This window comes from Geodermatophilus maliterrae (assembly GCF_041018925.1).
Lineage (GTDB): Bacteria > Actinomycetota > Actinomycetes > Mycobacteriales > Geodermatophilaceae > Geodermatophilus > Geodermatophilus maliterrae.
Genome location: NZ_JBFNXQ010000012.1, coordinates 23,854 through 41,124, shown reverse-complemented (window position 1 = coordinate 41,124; position 17,271 = coordinate 23,854). Strand labels below are relative to the sequence as shown.

The 17,271-nt window shown below is 72.1% G+C and carries 13 protein-coding genes; 10 read left to right on the top strand and 3 right to left on the bottom strand.

From position 1 onward, the window contains the following. The first annotated feature begins 70 nt into the window (after nt 1–70). From ABQ292_RS06185 to ABQ292_RS06165, 5 genes are all read left to right on the top strand, one after another. Nucleotides 71–1,087 (top strand): Bug family tripartite tricarboxylate transporter substrate binding protein, encoded by a 1,017-nt coding sequence (locus tag ABQ292_RS06185; RefSeq protein WP_369204321.1) that lies wholly within the window; start codon nt 71–73, stop codon nt 1,085–1,087. Then, nucleotides 1,084–1,698 (top strand): tripartite tricarboxylate transporter TctB family protein, encoded by a 615-nt coding sequence (locus tag ABQ292_RS06180; protein ID WP_369204319.1) that lies wholly within the window; start codon nt 1,084–1,086, stop codon nt 1,696–1,698. Before ABQ292_RS06185 ends, ABQ292_RS06180 begins: the two co-directional genes overlap by 4 nt. Nucleotides 1,699–1,706: 8 nt before the next feature. Then, a complete protein-coding gene (locus tag ABQ292_RS06175; protein WP_369204317.1) occupies nt 1,707–3,236 on the top strand; it encodes a tripartite tricarboxylate transporter permease in 1,530 nt (509 codons plus the stop codon). Beyond that, nucleotides 3,233–3,622: a universal stress protein gene (locus tag ABQ292_RS06170; protein ID WP_369204315.1), complete on the top strand. Its 390-nt coding sequence runs from the start codon at nt 3,233–3,235 to the stop codon at nt 3,620–3,622. Before ABQ292_RS06175 ends, ABQ292_RS06170 begins: the two co-directional genes overlap by 4 nt. 115 nt (nt 3,623–3,737) lie before the next feature. After that, nucleotides 3,738–4,976 (top strand): FAD-dependent oxidoreductase, encoded by a 1,239-nt coding sequence (locus tag ABQ292_RS06165; RefSeq protein WP_369204313.1) that lies wholly within the window; start codon nt 3,738–3,740, stop codon nt 4,974–4,976. 30 nt (nt 4,977–5,006) lie between these two features. On the opposite strand, the gene ABQ292_RS06160 is transcribed toward ABQ292_RS06165, so the two are convergent. Continuing rightward, complete coding sequence (locus tag ABQ292_RS06160) at nt 5,007–5,777, bottom strand: alpha/beta fold hydrolase (protein WP_369204311.1); 771 nt, start codon at nt 5,775–5,777, stop codon at nt 5,007–5,009. Nucleotides 5,778–6,021: 244 nt separating this feature from the next. Here ABQ292_RS06160 and ABQ292_RS06155 point away from each other — a divergent pair, with 244 nt between their 5' ends. Then, on the top strand, nt 6,022–7,005 hold the full coding sequence (locus tag ABQ292_RS06155; protein ID WP_369204309.1) for an ATP-binding cassette domain-containing protein: 984 nt from the start codon (nt 6,022–6,024) through the stop codon (nt 7,003–7,005). Continuing rightward, entirely contained in the window at nt 7,002–7,844 is an 843-nt protein-coding gene (locus ABQ292_RS06150) for an ABC transporter permease (protein ID WP_369204307.1), read from the top strand. The genes ABQ292_RS06155 and ABQ292_RS06150 overlap by 4 nt, the downstream gene beginning before the upstream one ends. 98 nt (nt 7,845–7,942) lie before the next feature. Here ABQ292_RS06150 and ABQ292_RS06145 read toward each other — a convergent pair whose 3' ends face one another. Then, a complete protein-coding gene (locus ABQ292_RS06145; RefSeq protein ID WP_369204305.1) occupies nt 7,943–9,592 on the bottom strand; it encodes a glycoside hydrolase family 26 protein in 1,650 nt (549 codons plus the stop codon). Between the two features lie 1,214 nt (nt 9,593–10,806). On the opposite strand from ABQ292_RS06145, the gene ABQ292_RS06140 reads away from it, so the two are divergent. Next, complete coding sequence (locus ABQ292_RS06140) at nt 10,807–11,010, top strand: hypothetical protein (protein ID WP_369204303.1); 204 nt, start codon at nt 10,807–10,809, stop codon at nt 11,008–11,010. 447 nt (nt 11,011–11,457) lie between these two features. On the opposite strand, the gene ABQ292_RS06135 is transcribed toward ABQ292_RS06140, so the two are convergent. Then, nucleotides 11,458–12,801 carry a GntP family permease gene (locus tag ABQ292_RS06135; protein ID WP_369204301.1) on the bottom strand — a complete coding sequence of 448 codons (1,344 nt, stop codon included), beginning with the start codon at nt 12,799–12,801 and terminating at the stop codon, nt 11,458–11,460. A 373-nt stretch (nt 12,802–13,174) separates the two neighbouring features. On the opposite strand from ABQ292_RS06135, the gene aceE reads away from it, so the two are divergent. After that, entirely contained in the window at nt 13,175–15,871 is a 2,697-nt protein-coding gene (gene aceE, locus ABQ292_RS06130) for a pyruvate dehydrogenase (acetyl-transferring), homodimeric type (RefSeq protein ID WP_369204299.1), read from the top strand. A 27-nt stretch (nt 15,872–15,898) separates the two neighbouring features. Then, complete coding sequence (aceF, locus tag ABQ292_RS06125) at nt 15,899–17,230, top strand: dihydrolipoyllysine-residue acetyltransferase (protein WP_369204297.1); 1,332 nt, start codon at nt 15,899–15,901, stop codon at nt 17,228–17,230. The last annotated feature ends 41 nt before the right edge of the window (nt 17,231–17,271 follow it).

Here is a 17,271-nt window from a genome sequence, read left to right as displayed (position 1 = left end):
GACACGGCGTCCGTGACGCCACTCACACTGCCCGCGGCCCGGCCCCGGCTGCACCCCGAGGAGAACTCTCATGACCACTGACATCCGCGCGCGCCGGTGGGCGACGGCCGGCACCGGCCTCGCCCTGACCCTGTCGCTGGCAGCCTGCGGGGGCAACGTCGGCGGCGGGGGCGGCGGGTCCGCCGAGGGCGAGTTCCCGGGCGACGACCCCGTCACCGTGCTCGTCGGCCAGGACCCCGGCGGCAGCACCGACCTCATCGCCCGCGCGCTGGCCGACGAGGTCTCCGACGACCTCGGCGTCCCGGTCACCGTGGAGAACCGGCCCGGCGCCAACGGCGCGCTCGCCGCCCAGGAGCTGGCCGGCGCGGAGCCCGACGGCCACACCCTGATGGTCTACAACGGCACCCTGGCCTACATCACGCCGCTGGCCGTCGCCGAGGGCGAGGCGCCCGACATCGCCGACTACGAGATCGTCACCGGCCTCAGCCAGGACGACTACGTGCTGGTGACCGCGCCGTCCTCCGGCTTCACGACGGTCGAGGACCTCGCCAACGCCGGGCGCCCGGTCACCTTCGGGACCACGGGCGTCGGCACCGGCAGCCAGCTCTCCCAGGAGCTGCTCTTCGCCCAGGCCGGCATCGAGGCCACCGCCGTGCCCTTCGACGGCGGCTCCCCCACGCTGACCGCGGTGCTCGGCGGCCAGGTCGACGTCGGCTCCATCCAGCTGGGCGAGGCCATCGAGCAGATCGAGGCCGGCGAGCTGACCCCGATCGTGACCTTCGCCGAGGAGCGGGTCAGCTACCTGCCCGACACCCCGACCGCCGTCGAGGCGGGCTACGACGCGCCGGTCCAGCAGTCCCGCGCGGTCTTCGCCCCGAAGGACACGCCCGACGACGTCCTCGAGACCCTGCAGGCGTCGTTCCAGACGGCGTTCGAGTCCGAGGCCTACCAGCAGTTCAACGAGGACAACCAGCTCACCCCGAACGAGATCGACGGCGAGGAGGTCCGCGAGACGTGGACCTCGAACCTCGAGCAGTACCGCAGCGTCGTCGAGCAGTACGGGATCGACCTCGGCGGGGACGCGTGACCTCTCCCGCGGGCGGGGCGCACGTCCCGGGTGGCCCCGGCGGCTCCACGGCCGCCGGGGCCACCCCCCAGGCCCGCCCCGGGGTGCCGCCGGTGGAACCCGCCGCCGAGGAGTTCGACCTCGAGGAGGCCATCCACCAGGTGGAGGCCGAGGAGCACGAGGGCCGCCCGCCGGCCGCCGGGCTGCTGGGGAACCTGGTCGTCGCCGTCGCGGTCGTCGCCCTCGGGGTCGCCGCGGTCGTCGGCTCGCTGGCCCTCGACGCCGGCAGCGCCCGCAGCCCCGAGGCGGGCACCTGGCCGCTCGTCCTCAGCGTCGTGGTCGTCGTCCTCGGCCTGGCGCTCGTGGCGACCGCCCGGCGCACCACCGACGCCGAGCGGTTCAGCCGCACCAGCTGGCTGGTGCTCGCCGGCCTGGCGACCATGGTCGTCTTCGTCGCGCTCATCTCGGTCATCGGCTTCGAGATCCCCGCGGCGCTGCTCGCCTTCGTCTGGCTCCGCTTCCTCGGGCACGAGAGCTGGCGCACCTCGGTCGTCACGAGCCTGGCCATGGTGGTCGCCTTCTACCTCGTCTTCGTGGCCGCCCTCTCGGTCCCCATCCCGCACCTGTTCTAGGAGACGCCGTGGACCTCGCCCCGGTGCTCGACGGCTTCGGCGTCGTGCTCGAGCCGACCAACCTGCTCTACTGCCTGATCGGTGTCGTCGTCGGCATGCTGGTCGGCGTGCTGCCCGGCCTGGGACCGGCGGCCACCATCGCGATCCTGCTGCCGATCACCATCGGCATCGAGCCGGTGACCGCGATCATCATGCTCGCCGGCATCTTCTACGGCGCCCAGTACGGCGGCACGATCACCTCGGTCCTGCTGCGGCTGCCCGGCGAGGCCTCCTCGGTCGTCACCGTCTTCGACGGCCACGCGCTGGCCCGCAACGGCCGGGCCGGCACCGCGCTGGGCATCGCCGCGGTCGGCTCCTTCATCGGCGGCACCGTCTCGATCGTCGCGCTCTCCTTCGTCGCTCCGCTCGTGGCCGGCTTCGCCCTCGACTTCGGACCGCCGGAGTACACGGCCCTCGCCCTGCTCGGCATCCTGCTGGTGGCCACGGTCAGCAGCGGCGACCGGCTCAAGGCCGTCATCGCCGCCTGCGTCGGCCTGCTGCTGGCCACGGTCGGCCGCGACGGGTTCACCGGCGCCGAGCGGTTCACCTTCGACAACCTCTCGCTCGCCGACGGCCTGGACTTCGTGCCCATCGCGATGGGCCTGTTCGGCCTCGGCGAGATCCTCTACAACCTGGAGGAACGGCACCGGGCCGTGCACGCGCCGGCGACGGTGGCCAACGTCTGGCCGTCGAGGAAGGACCTCCGGGAGTCCTCCGGGGCCATCGGGCGCGGCTCGGTCCTCGGCTTCTTCCTCGGCATCCTGCCCGGCGGTGGAGCCACCCTCGGCTCGCTGGCCTCCTACGCGCTGGAGAAGCGCCGGTCGAAGACGCCGGAGCGCTTCGGCCGAGGTGCCGTCGAGGGCGTCGCCGCGCCGGAGTCGGCCAACAACGCGGCCGCCACGTCGTCCTTCATCCCGCTGCTCACCCTGGGCATCCCGGCCAACGCCACGATGGCGGTCATCTACGGCGCGCTGCTCATCCAGGGCGTGAGCCCCGGCCCGCAGCTGGTCGACCAGGAGCCCGAGCTGTTCTGGGGCGTCGTCAACTCGATGTACGTCGGCAACATCCTGCTGCTGATCATGAGCATCCCGCTGGTGGGTCTGTTCGTGAAGATCCTGCGGGTGCGCTCCACGATCCTCGCGCCGATCACCGTGCTGATCACGCTGATCGGGGTCTACACGGTCAACTACGACGTCTTCGACATCGCGTTGGTGATCGTGTTCGGTGCCCTGGGCTACCTGATGAAGAAGCTGGGCTTCGACCCGGGCCCCCTGGTCCTCGCCTTCGTGCTCGGCTCCCTGCTCGAGGACTCCCTGCGGCGCTCGCTGCTGCTGTTCAGCGGCGACCCGACCGGCTTCTTCACCCGCCCCATCTCCGGGACGCTGCTCGTCCTGTTCCTCCTCGTGGCGCTGCTCCCGCTGATCCGGGCCGCCCTCCCCCGCCGGCGGGGCAACGCCCGCCGGTCCGCCCGGTCCCCGGAGAACAAGGAGCTCGTGTGACCGTCCTCGTCGCCTACGTCCCCACGCCCGAGGGCGACGCCGCCTTCGCCGCGGCCGTCGAGGAGGCCGCGCGCCGCAACGCGCGGCTGGTCCTCCTCAACACCCCGCGCGAGGGTGCTCCGGTCAGCACGGCGCTCGCCGGTGAGGACACCGTCCGCGCCCTCCACGCCCGCGCGTCGGCCGCCGGCGTCGACGTCGAGGTGCGCCAGGAGGCACACGCCGGTGACCTCGCCGACGAGGTCGTCCGCATCGCCGGCGCGGTCGACGCCTCGGTGATCGTCATCGGACTGCGCAAGCGCTCGCCGGTCGGCAAGCTGCTCATGGGCAGCACCGCCCAGCGGATCCTGCTCGACGCCGACCGCCCGGTGCTCGCCGTCAAGCCCTGAGCCCCGTGCCCGCCACCCGGGCCGGCCCCGGCCGGGCGGACGCGCGAGGTGGTGGTGCCCGCCCGGCCCGCGCGGGAGACTGCGTCGGCACGGGGCGTCCAGAGGGAGGCCGGCGATGGGCGAGCGCACGACGTGCCTGGTGGTCGGGGGTGGCCCGGCCGGGATGGTGCTGGGCCTGCTGCTGGCCCGCGCCGGCGTCGAGGTGACCGTGCTGGAGAAGCACGCCGACTTCCTCCGCGACTTCCGCGGCGACACCGTGCACCCCTCGACGCTGCAGCTGATCGACGAGCTCGGCCTCGCCGACGAGTTCGCCCGGCTGCCGCAGACGAAGCTCGAGCAGGTGGTCTTCCCGACCGGCGACGGCGGCACCGTGACGATCGGGGACTTCCGCCGGCTGAGGGTGCGGCACCCCTACATCGCGATGGTGCCGCAGTGGGACCTGCTCGACCTGCTCGCCGACGCCGGACGGCGGGAGCCGTCGTACTCGCTGCGGATGCGGACCGAGATGACCGACCTGCTGCGCGAGGGCGGCCGGGTCGTCGGGGTGCGCTACCGCACCGCGGACGGCGCCACCGGCGAGATCCGGGCGGACCTCACCGTGGCCTGCGACGGCCGCGGCTCGGTCGCGCGCCGGCAGGCGGGGCTGCAGCCGAAGGCGTTCCCCGTCCCCATCGACGCCTGGTGGTTCCGGGTCCCCCGCCTGCCGAGCGACCGCCCGGCCGCGCTCGCCCCGCGGGCGGCGCCGGGCCGCTTCGCCGTGGTCATCCCGCGCGAGACGTTCCTGCAGGTGGCCTACATCGGCCGCAAGGGCGCTGACCCCGAGCTGCGCGCCCGCGGCATCGAGGCGTTCCGGCAGGACGTCGCCGAGCTGATCCCCGAGTTCCGGGACCGGGTGGACGCGCTGGCCTCGATGGACGACGTCAAGCACCTCGACGTGCGCGTGGACCGGCTCCTGCACTGGCACGTCGACGGGCTGCTGTGCATCGGCGACGCGGCGCACGCCATGTCGCCGGTCGGGGGCGTGGGCATCAACCTCGCCGTCCAGGACGCCGTGGCCGCGGCGACCCTGCTCGCCGGGCCGCTGCGGAACGGCACGGTGACCGCGAAGGACCTGGCCGCGGTCCGTGCCCGCCGCCTCCTGCCGACGGTGCTCGTGCAGGGCCTGCAGCGGATGCTGCACCGCGCCCTCGTGGGCCCGCTCGTCGAGGGACGGAGACCGGGCCCGCCCGCGCCGGTGCTCGCGCTGGTGCACCGGCTCCCCCAGCTGTCCGTCCTCCCCGCGTACCTGATCGGCGTGGGGCTGCGGCCCGAGCACGCGCCCGACTTCGCCCGCCGCGCCCCGGCGCGCTCCTGACGCGCGCCGGCGGGAGGCCGGGCCGAGCGGTCAGCGGTCGCCCAGGAACGCCGCCAGGACGGGGAGCAGCAGGTCCGCGCGCCGGGTCACCTGCATGTGCGTCGTCCCGGGCAGGACGGCCAGCTGTGACCCCGGGATGAGCCGCAGCATGAGAGCGGCGTGCTCGACGGTGGTGAAGTCGTGGTCCCCCTGCACCAGGAGCACCGGGGCGGTGATGCCGGCCAGCTCCTCGTCCGACCAGCCCACGAGATCGGCCTGCGAGGCGGACAGGGACGCGAGGAACCCCGCGAAGTGCTCCGGGTGGGGCGACAGCCGCCGGTAGGCCTCCGTGAAGTCGGCGAGGTCCTGCTCCGTGGGCATGCGGGTGGAGGTCGCCATCCTCTCCGGGTCGAGGAAGTCCTCGTGCATGCCGTCGGGTCGCACACTGGCCGAGCAGGGCACCACGGACAGGACGCGGTCCGGGTGGGAGACGGCGAGCTCGAGCGCCACGGCACCGCCCATGCTGTGCCCCAGGACGTGCGCCCGGTCAATGCCGAGGTGATCGAGCAGCGCCACGACGTCGCCGGCCGAGTTGGCCGGCGTGATCGGGCGGTCGATGTCGGCGGTGCGCCCGTGCCCCTGCAGCTCGACGGCGACGACGCGGTGGCGCTGCGCCAGATCCGGGATGAGCCCCGCGAAGCTCAGGTCGATGGTGAGCATGCCGCCGTGCAGCAGCACCAGCGGCGTACCTCGATCGCCGTGCACCTCGTGGTAGAGGTGCAGGCCGTTGACGTCGGCGTACCCGACGGTGGTGGCGGTCATGGCGGGGCTCCTCGGTCCGGTCCCTCGTGCGAGGGTGCGTCGCAGCTCCGACCGCCCGGCGGCCCGGGACTCATCGGCCTGCCGCGTCGGCCGCCACGAGGCAGCCCCCGGGCGCACGTCCGGCCCGGACGGCGACGTGGAAAACCCTTGTCCTCAAGTCCGCTTGAGGTTGCATCCTGGCTCGCATGCCCCTGCCAGCACACACCGCGGTACGACCGGCGGCACCCGAGCCCGGGGGGACGGCATGAGCGTCACCCCGGCCGTCGAGGCCGTCGACCTGGTCAAGCACTTCGGCGACAACCGCGCCGTGGACGGCGTCAGCTTCGTCGTCCCCACCGGCTCGGTGCTCGGCCTGCTCGGGCCCAACGGCGCGGGGAAGACCACCCTGGTGCGGATGCTCACCACGCTGAGCGTGCCGACGAGCGGGACCGGCCGCGTGGCCGGTTACGACATCCGCGAGCAGCCGAACGAGGTCCGTCGCAGCATGGGCCTCACCGGCCAGGCGGCGACGGTCGACGAGATCCTCACCGGCCGCGAGAACCTCCGGCTGATCGGCAGCCTCTACGGGCTCGCCAGGAGCTACGTCCGCGAGGCGACCGAGGACCTGCTCACCCGCTTCGACCTCGTCGAGGCCGCCGACCGGCCGGCGAAGTCCTACTCCGGCGGCATGCGCCGCCGCCTCGACCTCGCGGTGAGCCTCCTGGCGGCACCGCCGATCCTGTTCCTCGACGAGCCCACCACCGGTCTGGACCCGCAGAGCCGGTCGGGGCTGTGGGAGGTGCTCCGGGAGCTCGTCCGGGAGGGGACCACGCTGGTGCTGACGACGCAGTACCTGGAGGAGGCCGACCACCTCGCGGACGAGATCGTGGTGGTCGACAAGGGCCGGGTCATCGCCGCCGGGACGCCGACGCAGCTCAAGGACCAGGCCGGGCAGGCCAGCGTCGTGGTGACCCTGACCCACGCGGTCGACCTCGACGAGGCCGCCGGGCTGATGCGTGCGCACTCCCCCGAGGTGCACGTGGAGCGGGGCAGCCGGCGGCTGACGGCGCAGGCCGGCGGACTCGGCGACATGACCCGGATCGCCGCCGTCTTCGAGCGCAGCGGCATCGAACTCGACGACCTCGGACTGGCCCGGCCCAGCCTGGACGACGTGTTCCTGCACCTGACCGGGCACCGCGCCGAGTCCGACGCGACCCCGGACCCGACCGACGAGGGAGTCGTCCAGTGACCGCCGTCCAGACCACCCGGCCACCGGCCGCCCGGCCGGCCATCGCTCCGCCGTCGCTGCTGCGGGCGTCGGCGACCATCGTGTGGCGCAACCTGGTGCACATCCGGCGGATGCCCGAGATGCTCATGGACGTCACCGTGCAGTCGGTGATGTTCGTGCTGCTCTTCGCCTACGTGTTCGGCGGCGCGATCGCCGTGCGCGGCGCCGACTACAAGGAGTTCCTGCTCCCCGGGATCATGGTCCAGACGATGGTGTTCTCCTCCGCCATCGTCGCCATGGGGCTGACCAGCGACCTGCAGAAGGGGATCGTCGACCGGTTCAAGTCCCTGCCCATCCCCCGGTCGTCGGTGCTGGTCGGACGGAGCATCTCCAGCCTGATCCACTCCAGCATCGGCATCGCCGTCATGGGCGTGACCGGGCTGCTGATCGGCTGGCGGATCCGCAACGGCGTCGTGGACGCCGTGCTGGCCTTCCTGCTGCTGCTGCTCTTCGGGTTCGCGCTGATCTGGCTGGGCATCTGGGTCGGCTCGCTGATGCGGACGGTCGAGGCCGTGCAGGGCTTCATGTTCACGGTCATGTTCCCGCTGACGTTCGTGGCCAACACGTTCGCGCCGCCGGAGAGCATGCCGGCCTGGCTGCGCGCGATCGCGGAGTGGAACCCGGTCTCGGCCCTGACCCAGGCGTGCCGCGAGCTATGGGGCAACGGCCTGCCGGCCCCGGCGGACGCCGCGTGGCCCCTGCAGCACCCGGTGATGGTGTCGATCGCCTGGTCGCTGCTGCTCGCGGCCGTCTTCGCGCCGCTCGCCGTCGCCGCGTTCCGTCGCCGCTCGCGCGACTGATCCGGGGCGCAGACCGGGCCGACACGAGCGCGGATCGCATCGGCGAGACGGGGTCGGGCCCCGTCCCCACCCGGAGGTGGGGACGGGACGTCGGCGGGTCAGGAGTGGGGGAACGAGTTGGCGTAGGCCGTGGCCACCCGGGGCTGCTCCACCCCGGTCCCGGTCAGGTGCCAGCCGTTGTGCTCCTTGTTGATGTTGAACCAGGACTCGGCGAACACCTGCCCCCGGCCCTTCCCGGCGTGTGCGTCCACCCACGAGAAGAAGTTGTCCACCCAGTACGGGTCGTCCCCGGAGTGCGCCCCACCCTGGGCATCGCCGTTGTTGGCGTACTCGGGGAGGTAGACCGGCAGTCCCCGGGTCTCGGCGAAACGCCGCCACCGCTCGATGCCGATCGGGTCCAGGTCCGAGCCGCGCATCGAGCCGTCAGCCCAGGTGACCGTGGTGCCGCTGCGACTGGTCCCGATGTAGGGGTACTGGTTGTACCGGTCCACGCCGATCAGGTCGTACACGGACGCCTCGAACACGTTCGCGGCGTCGAGGCCCGACGTCGTGGTCTCCCCGTTGAACGAGATGGCGAACAGGGCCTCTGGGAACGCCGTGTCGGCGATGTTCTCCCAGCGGCTCATGGTGGCCTTGAACGCCGGGACCTCGGCGGAGGACACCGACCAGCCGTACCAGTTGCCGTTCATCTCGTGGGCGGGCCGCAGGATCGTCGGGTACAGGACCCCGTCGATGGTGCGGGCTGCCCGGAGGCGGCTGAGGTAGTCGCGCCAGGCGTTGTCGAGGGTGCCGTTGGAGGCCGCGGTCCAGTCGTTCGGGCCGCCGGTGGCGATGTCGAGCAGGCCCTTGTACTTCACGTCTGCAGCCCCGGGACCCCAGCTCCACGCGCCACCGTCCACGGTGTCCTGCCAGGTCGACAGCATCGTCGTCGGAGCTCCGCGCCAGGTCCCGAAGGACCCGTCGAGGCACCCCGTGCCCGCGCAACCGGAGAACCAGCCGTTGGCCGGGAGGGCCAGGCCGGCGAGCGTGGCCGCGCCGCTCCCGCCGGTGGCGGGTGCGGGCGTGGGAGTGGGCGTCGGAGCGGGAGTGGGTGTGGGGGTCGGCGTGGGTGTGGAGGCCGGCGTGGGTGTGGAGGCCGGCGTGGGTGTGGGGGCCGGCGTGGGAGTGGGGGCCGGCGTGGGTGTGGGAGTCGGCGTGGGCGTGGGAGTCGGCGTGGGGGTGGGGGCCGGCGTGGGAGTCGGGGTCGGGGTGGGAGTCGGGGTGGTCCCACTGCAGGTCCCGCCGGGGGCGATGATGGCGCCGTTGCTCGTCCTCACCTCCCGGACCGTGATCGATGTCCCCCTGGAGGAGACGTTCTTCGTGCCGGTCACCGTCACCCGCACCGTGTGACAGCCCTGCGGGAGGCTGGCGGTGGTGAAGTAGGTGCGGTCGGCGGTGGTGGTGCGGTAGGTGTCGACGTTCTGCTGGGTACCGCCGTCCACGCTCAGACCAGCGATGCCGGCGTCGGGACCGGTGTGGCCGTGGATCGAGATCGTCCCGCCACCGGTACCGACGTTCACCGTCGCCGTGGCGGTCGAGCCGGTGTACCAGGAGACCCGGCCGGACCAGCCCGAGTTCCAGGTGCCGGTGTAGGCGAACGAGGTGTAGGTGCCCGAGGCCGGCGCCGCCGACGCGGTGGGCACCCCGGCGAGGACCACGAGGACGGCAGAGAGGGCGATCAGCCCCGCCCACCATCGAGTACGGATCATGAGAGTCCTTCGGGTCGGTTGCGAACGCGGAGGGATCGAGACGTGCGCCCACCTGCTTGGGGCCTCGGCCGTTCCCGGTGGTGGATCGGCCGGACGTGCAGAGAGATCTCGGAGGCGGGAGCCGGGGACGAGCGCGCACGAGTGCTGCCCGCACGAGTCCGCCGAGACGGCTGACCTGGTGCCGGCGCTCGATCACCGCGCCAGACGCATCTCCTGTCGTCGCTGCTGAGCCGGAGGCTCGGAGGAGTCAGATGGCGACCGTCATGGGGGATCGCGCCGCGGCACGTTGACCCGGTGCGGTGGCTTCGGGGCGACGTGCGGCGCGATCGGTGCGATCACCGTGGCTGGGAGATCGGTTGCACACACCGTAGCAGAGAGCAACCGGACAGTCACATCAAAAATTGCGGTGCGTTACCGCGCCGCTACGTTGGGGTCCTCACTGCTCCACGCCGGCGTCGTACCGGGTCTCCGCGACGGCGCACGATCGCCCCGGCCCACCCGTGAGCCCACGCCGGGCCGGCGGCGCACCGGCCGCGGTGCACTCGGGTCGACGTCCTCGAGACCGTCCACGCCCACAGCGCGTCGGGCTGCGCGGCGCGAGATCGCGGTCGACCCGGTCCGATCGGCCTCGGGGCGAGACGATCTGCACCGACGGGGTCGGTCGTACGGACCGGAGGACCACCGGCGTCAGCGGTCCGACTGCACGACGGTCGGCACACCGCAGGGATGGTGCTGACCGAGGGCGTGCACCCGCGGGTCGTCATGGGGCTGTTGGGGGTGCTCGCAGGTGCGCACCACGACCGGGGACGACTCAGGGCGCTCTCCCCCAGGAGGAACGCCCTGGTCATCAGGCTGGAGCCGAGGGGACTCGTACCCCTGACCCCCACACTGCCAGGGCGGCTGGTGGGGGTCCGCGGTCGTCCGCCGTTGTCGATTGCCGCAGGTCAACGCCGGGTGCGGCTCTCGAGGAATCCCTGCGGACGATCGTGAACGGCACGGTCGGCCACCACCGTGGCACCACGCAGGAGCCGCCCGACCAGGCCCCTGGCGAGAACAGGAGCGGGAACGCCGTCCTCACCGTGGGACGTTCTCCGGTGCACGGTCGACGTGAGTCCCGACCACGCGTTGCCGATGTGCCCCGGTGGCTCGAGCCGGCCGTCCACGGACAGGCTGCGTCGGCGACCCGCGCCCACTGACACGACCGAGGAGACGCCATGGACCACCTGCGCCGACTGCGGGCCGAGCAGCCCGCCATCTTCTGGGTGCTGGTGGCGCTGGGCCTCTACCTCGGCTTCCAGCTCCTGCTCTCCGTCGTGGGCCTGCTGCTCGGACCGCTCGGGCTGCCGTCGTGGATGCCCATCGTGGTCGTCGTGGGCGGCCTCGTCCTCATCGCCCGGGGCCAGCAGAGGTCCCGGTGAACACGCCCGCCTCCCTCCGCTCCTGACCTGGGGCTTCCTCACCACCTGCCGTATCCGGGTCCAGTTCAGTGAGGGCGCTCGCGGTCCCCTGCAGTCGACCGCGAGCCGACCGCCGAGCGGCAGCGCGAGGACCTCACGTTCGCGCTCGCCTGGCGCGCCGTCGAGGCGGGCGGCCACGGCCGAGCAGGCGAGCCGGGCGATCGGCTGCGCACCGAGGTGGGGATCGACGTGCAGCCGGGTGTTCTCCCGGTAGCAGGTCAGCAGCGTGGCGGGGCTGAGTCGCCGGGTCTGCACCCACTCGGTGAAGGGCGCACCATCCGGCTGTTGCAGCAGCCCCTGGGATGGAGCACCCCGAGGACCTACTGCTCGGCCGCGGCCGACCGCTGGACCTGGCTGATCGTCGGCGCCCACACCCAGCTGCGGCTGGCCGACCCGCTGACCGCCGCCCTACGCGATCAGCGCCACCGCCATGACCATCGGCAGCGAGACGACCGAGGCGATGGAGGTGACCATCGTCAGGGTCTTGAAGGTGCCCTGGGTCGACAGTCCCAGCAGCGACTTGAACATCCAGAAGAAGTTGCTGTTGACCTGGAGCGCGAACATCGCGCCCGAGGCGATGGCGAGGCCGATGACGATCGGCGAGACGTTGATCGACCCGAGCACCGGGCCGATGATCCCGGCGGCTGTGATGGCCCCCACCGACACCGATCCGATCGCCAGGTGCAGCACCGCCGCGACGAGCCAGGCGAGCAGGATGCTGAGGATGACCGGTGCCCCTGCCTCGGCAGTGAAGAGGCCAGCCAGGATCGTGTCGAGCCCGGTCTCCCCGATGACGGCACCCAGGGACCCGCCGATGCCGGTGATGAGGAGGATCGCGCCGGTGGTGTGGAAGCCCTCGCTCATCGCCGCATCCGTGCCCTCCGAGCCCAGGGTGCGCCGGCAGAGCACGTAGGCACCGATCAGGCCGACGAAGAGCGCGAAGTTGGCGTCGCCGAGGAAGGCGATGAAGTCGTTGGAGAACTCGAACAACTCCGCGAAGGCGCCGAACGCGATCATCACCAGCGGCACCAGGATGGGCAGCAGGCAGACGAGCAGCGGGGGCGTCGCGCTGTCGTCCTTGACCAGCTCAGTGGTCTCCTGCTCGACCATCGCCTCGTCGACGTGTTCGTCCCTGGCCAAGTTCCAGTAGCGACCGCGCAGGAGCAACCGGAAGATCAACGTCGTCACGATCGCGGTCAGCGGCCCCAGCACGAAACCGTAGATCAGCCAGGTGCCGAGTGGGATCTCGAGCAGGCCCGCGATGGAGACCGCCGCCAGTCCCGGGATCACGAAGACGTAGCCGGCGAAGATCCCGGTCCCGAGCGCACCGGACATGTGCGGCAAGCCGGTCCGGCCGATGAACGGCGCGGTCGAGCGCGCCACCGGAGAAGCCAGCACGACCTGCACGTCCACGTAGATCGAGGGGAAGATCGTCGACATCGCCGCCGTCATCGCATACGGGAGCCGGTGCGCGCCGACACGGTCGACGAGCATCGTCACCATCTTCCGGAAGGCGCCGATCGCATGGAGCATCGCCCCGATGAGCACGCCGAAGCCGATGAGCAGGCCGACCTCGCCCATGATCTCGCCGAAGCCGGTGGCGATCGCCGTCAACGTCGCCGTGAAGCCGACACCGGTCGCGAGGCCCAGGTAGAGCGACCCGATGATCAGCGAGATCACCGGGTCGACCTTGGTCTTGATGATGAGCACGACGATGACGGCGATGGCTATCGCGGTGTGAAGCACGACCATGACCAGCTCCTCCCGGTACGGGGAGTGGCGAGGTCACCGGCACCGTCGCCACGTCGACCCCACACCTTGGCACTGATCGGGCGCCGCTGGCCTGGCAAGTCGGCACGGTCGGCGCCGGCGAACCCGACGAGAGGCGCCACCGACACAGCACTGGTCGAGGAACCTCTGCCGGGGGGTGGGCGGGGCCTCGTCACACGGCGGCGCGTGATCGGTTCCTGCTGCGGACACGAGGCCTCTCCGGTCCCCTCGGGCTCCGGTCCCTGGCTCGAGCTGCGTCCCAGGTCCCGGGCGATACCCGTGGCGTCGGCAACTGCGGCAGGATGCCCGGCATCGCCCGCTGCCGCAGTGGTGCGGCTCCACGGAGGAGGACGACGTGAGCGAGGACCTCAGCCGAGACGTCAGCGGCGACTTGGACCCGGCCGAGACCCGGGAGTGGATCGACGCTCTGGACTCGGTCCTGGCGTTCGAGGGGGCGGAGCGGGCGTTCCACCTGCTCGACCAGGTGGTCGCCGAGGCCCGCCGCAAGGGGGCGGCGGTGCCGTACAGCGCCACCACGCCGTACCTGAACACCATCCCGGTGGAGAAGGAGGACCGGCACCCGGGCGACCGGGCCATCGAGCACCGGATCCGCTCGTTCATCCGCTGGAACGCCATGGCCATCGTGCTCCGGGCCAACAAGGAGTCCTCCGAGCTCGGGGGCCACATCGCCAGCTTCCAGTCGGCGGCGACGCTCTACGACGTCGGGTTCCAGCACTTCTTCCACGCGCCGACCGACACCCACGGCGGCGACCTGCTCTTCATCCAGGGTCACTCGGCGCCCGGCATCTACGCCCGCTCGTTCCTCGAGGAGAGGCTCAGCGAGGAGCAGCTGCTCGGGTTCCGTCAGGAGGTCGGCGGTGGTGGCCTGCCGTCCTACCCGCACCCGTGGCTCATGCCGGACTACTGGCAGCTGCCGACCGTGTCGATGGGGCTCGGCCCGATCATGGCGATCTACCAGGCGCGGTTCCTGAAGTACCTGCACTGCCGCGGGGTGGCCGACACCGCCGGGCGCAAGGTCTGGGCCTTCCTCGGCGACGGCGAGACCGATGAGCCGGAGTCGCTGGGCGCCATCGCGCTGGCTGCGCGGGAGAAGCTCGACAACCTCGTCTTCGTCATCAACTGCAACCTGCAGCGGCTCGACGGTCCGGTGCGCGGCAACGGCAAGATCATCCAGGAGCTCGAGGGCATCTTCCGCGGCGCCGGGTGGAACGTCATCAAGACCATCTGGGGTAGCAGCTGGGATCCGCTGATCGCCCGCGACACCTCCGGCCTGCTGCTCAAGCGGATGGAGGAGGCCGTCGACGGGGAGTACCAGGACTTCAAGTCCAAGAACGGCGCCTACGTCCGCGAGCACTTCTTCGGCAAGTACCCCGAACTGCTCGAGCTGGTCGCCGACATGAGCGACGACGAGATCTGGGCGCTGACCCGGGCCGGCCACGACCCCAGCAAGGTCTACGCCGCCTACAGCGCCGCGGTGAAGACCGTGGGTCGACCGACCGTGATCCTGGCCAAGACGGTCAAGGGATACGGGATGGGCGAGGCGGGCGAGGGCCAGAACATCACCCACCAGCAGAAGAAGGTCGGGGGCGCGGCGCTGGCCCGGTTCCGCGACCGCTTCGACATCCCCATCTCGGACGAGCAGCTCGACGAGGTCCCCTTCCTGCGCCTCCCCGCGGACGGCGAGGAGATGCGCTACCTGCGCGAGCGCCGGGCGGCGCTGGGCGGCTCCATGCCGGTGCGCCGCCGCCGCTCCACCGAGAGCCTGCAGGTCCCCGACCTCAACGCCTTCGGAGCGCAGCTGGTGCCGACCGAGGGCCGGCAGATCTCCACCACCATGGCCTTCGTCCGCGTCCTCAACACGCTGCTGCGCGACAAGTCGATCGGCAAGCGGGTCGTCCCGATCGTCCCGGACGAGTCACGCACGTTCGGGATGGAGGGCATGTTCCGGCAGTACGGCATCTTCAGCCAGGTCGGCCAGCTCTACCGGCCCGAGGACGCCGACCAGCTCATGTACTACCGCGAGGCGCCGGACGGCCAGATGCTCCAGGAGGGCATCAACGAGGCCGGGGCGATGTCCTCGTGGATCGCCGCCGCGACGTCCTACAGCCTCAGCGACACCCCGATGGTCCCCTTCTACATCTACTACTCGATGTTCGGCTTCCAGCGGGTCATGGACCTGGCGTGGGCAGCCGGGGACTCCCGGGCGCGCGGTTTCCTGCTCGGCGCCACCGCCGGGCGCACCACGCTCAACGGCGAGGGGTTGCAGCACGAGGACGGCCACAGCCACCTGCTGTCCTCGGCGATCCCCAACTGCGTCTCCTACGACCCGACCTTCCACTACGAGGTCGCGGTGATCGTCCAGGACGGTCTGCGCCGGATGTACGCCGAGCAGGAGGACGTCTTCTACTACGTCACCCTGATGAACGAGAACTACGAGCACCCCGGCATGCCGGAAGGGTCCAGGGAGGGGATCCTGCGCGGGCTGTACCTGCTGCGGGAGGGGCCGGCCGCGCCGTCCCGCCGCAAGGCCGCTCCGCCGCGGGTGCAGCTGCTCGGCAGCGGCACGATCCTGCGCGAGGTCCTGGCCGCCGCCGACCTGCTCGCCACCGACTTCGGGGTGGACGCCGACGTGTGGAGCGCGCCCAGCTTCACCGAGCTGCGGCGCGACGGCCTCGAGGCGGAGCGGTGGAACCTGCTGCACCCGACCGAGCAGCCGCGCCGCAGCTGGGTCGAGCGGTGCCTGGCCGACCGGCAGGGCCCGGTGGTGGCCGCCAGCGACTACATGCGGACCTTCGCCGACCAGATCCGCCCCTTCGTGCCCGGCAGCTACCGGGTGCTGGGCACCGACGGCTACGGGCGCTCGGACTACCGCCGCAACCTGCGCCGGTTCTTCGAGGTCGACCGCTGTGCGGTGACCGTGGCGGCGCTGGCCTCGCTCGCCGCCGAGGGTGCCGTCCCGGCCACGACGGTCGCCGACGCGATCCGTCGCTACGGCATCGACCCCGAGGCGCCACCACCGTGGACGGTCTGACCGCTCCCCTCGTCCGGAAGGCATGACATGACCTCACCCGCCGAAGTGACGGTCCCCGACATCGGTGACTTCTCCGACATCCCCGTGATCGAGATCCACGTCTCGCCCGGTGACGCGGTCGCGGCCGAGGACCCGCTGATCACGCTGGAGTCCGACAAGGCGACGATGGACGTCCCGTCGCCGGCGGCCGGCACCGTCCGTGAGCTGCGCGTCTCGCTCGGCGACCTGGTGAACGTCGGGACACCCATCCTGCTGCTCGACCAGGGAGACGGGGCGACCCCGCCCGAACAGCTCGCCGCGGCGACCGTCGACCAGGTCGAGCCGCCGACCGAGGCGTCCACCAGCGCGGCGTCGACCGTCGAGGAGTCGGCGCGCCGCTCGGCCGAGGCCGCGACCCCGCCGACCGCACCCGGCGGCGCCCCGGTGACGGCGACGGCGGCGCCGCCGGACTTCGCCGGCGTCCACGCCGGGCCCAGCGTCCGCCGGCTGGCCCGCGAACTCGGCGTGGACCTCACCGGGATCGCCGGCTCCGGGCCGAAGGGCCGGGTCACCAAGGACGACCTGCTCCAGGAGGTCCGCGGCCCGGCGCCCAGCGCGCCGGCTCCCGCCGCGGCGGCCGGCGGCGGCATCCCGGAGATCCCGCCGCAGGACTTCTCCAAGTTCGGCCCCGTCGAGGTGCAGCCGCTCTCCCGCATCCAGCGGCTGTCCGGGCCGCACCTGCACCGCTCCTGGCTGAACGTCCCGCACGTCACGCACGACGACGACGCGGACATCACCGAGCTCGACACCTACCGCAAGGAACTCGACACCGAGGCCCGGGCCGAGGGCTACCGGGTCACCCTGCTGTCGTTCCTGCTCAAGGCGTCGGTGTCCGCGCTGCGCGAGTTCCCGCGGTTCAACAGCAGCCTGACGCCGGAGAAGGACGCGCTGGTCTACAAGCGCTACTTCCACATCGGGGTCGCCGTCGACACACCCGACGGCCTGGTCGTGCCGGTTCTCCGCGACGTCGACCGCAAGGGCATCCGTGAACTCAGCCGCGAGCTCGGTGACGTGTCCGCACGGGCCCGGGACGGCAAGCTGACCGCCACCGACCTGCAGGGCGGCTGCTTCACCATCTCCAGCCTCGGCGGCATCGGCGGGACGTCGTTCACCCCGCTGGTCAACGCCCCCGAGGTGGCCATCCTGGGCGTCGTGCGGTCGAAGACCGCCCCGGTGTGGGACGGCGCCACGTTCGTGCCGCGGCTGGTGCTGCCGCTGTCGCTCTCCTACGACCACCGCGTGATCGACGGCGCGCTCGCCGCCCGCTTCACCCGGTACCTGTGCCACGTGCTCGAGGACGTCCGCCGCCTCGTGCTCTAGCCCCGCCCGACCCGACCCGCAGCCCCTGGAGCCTCCCGTGG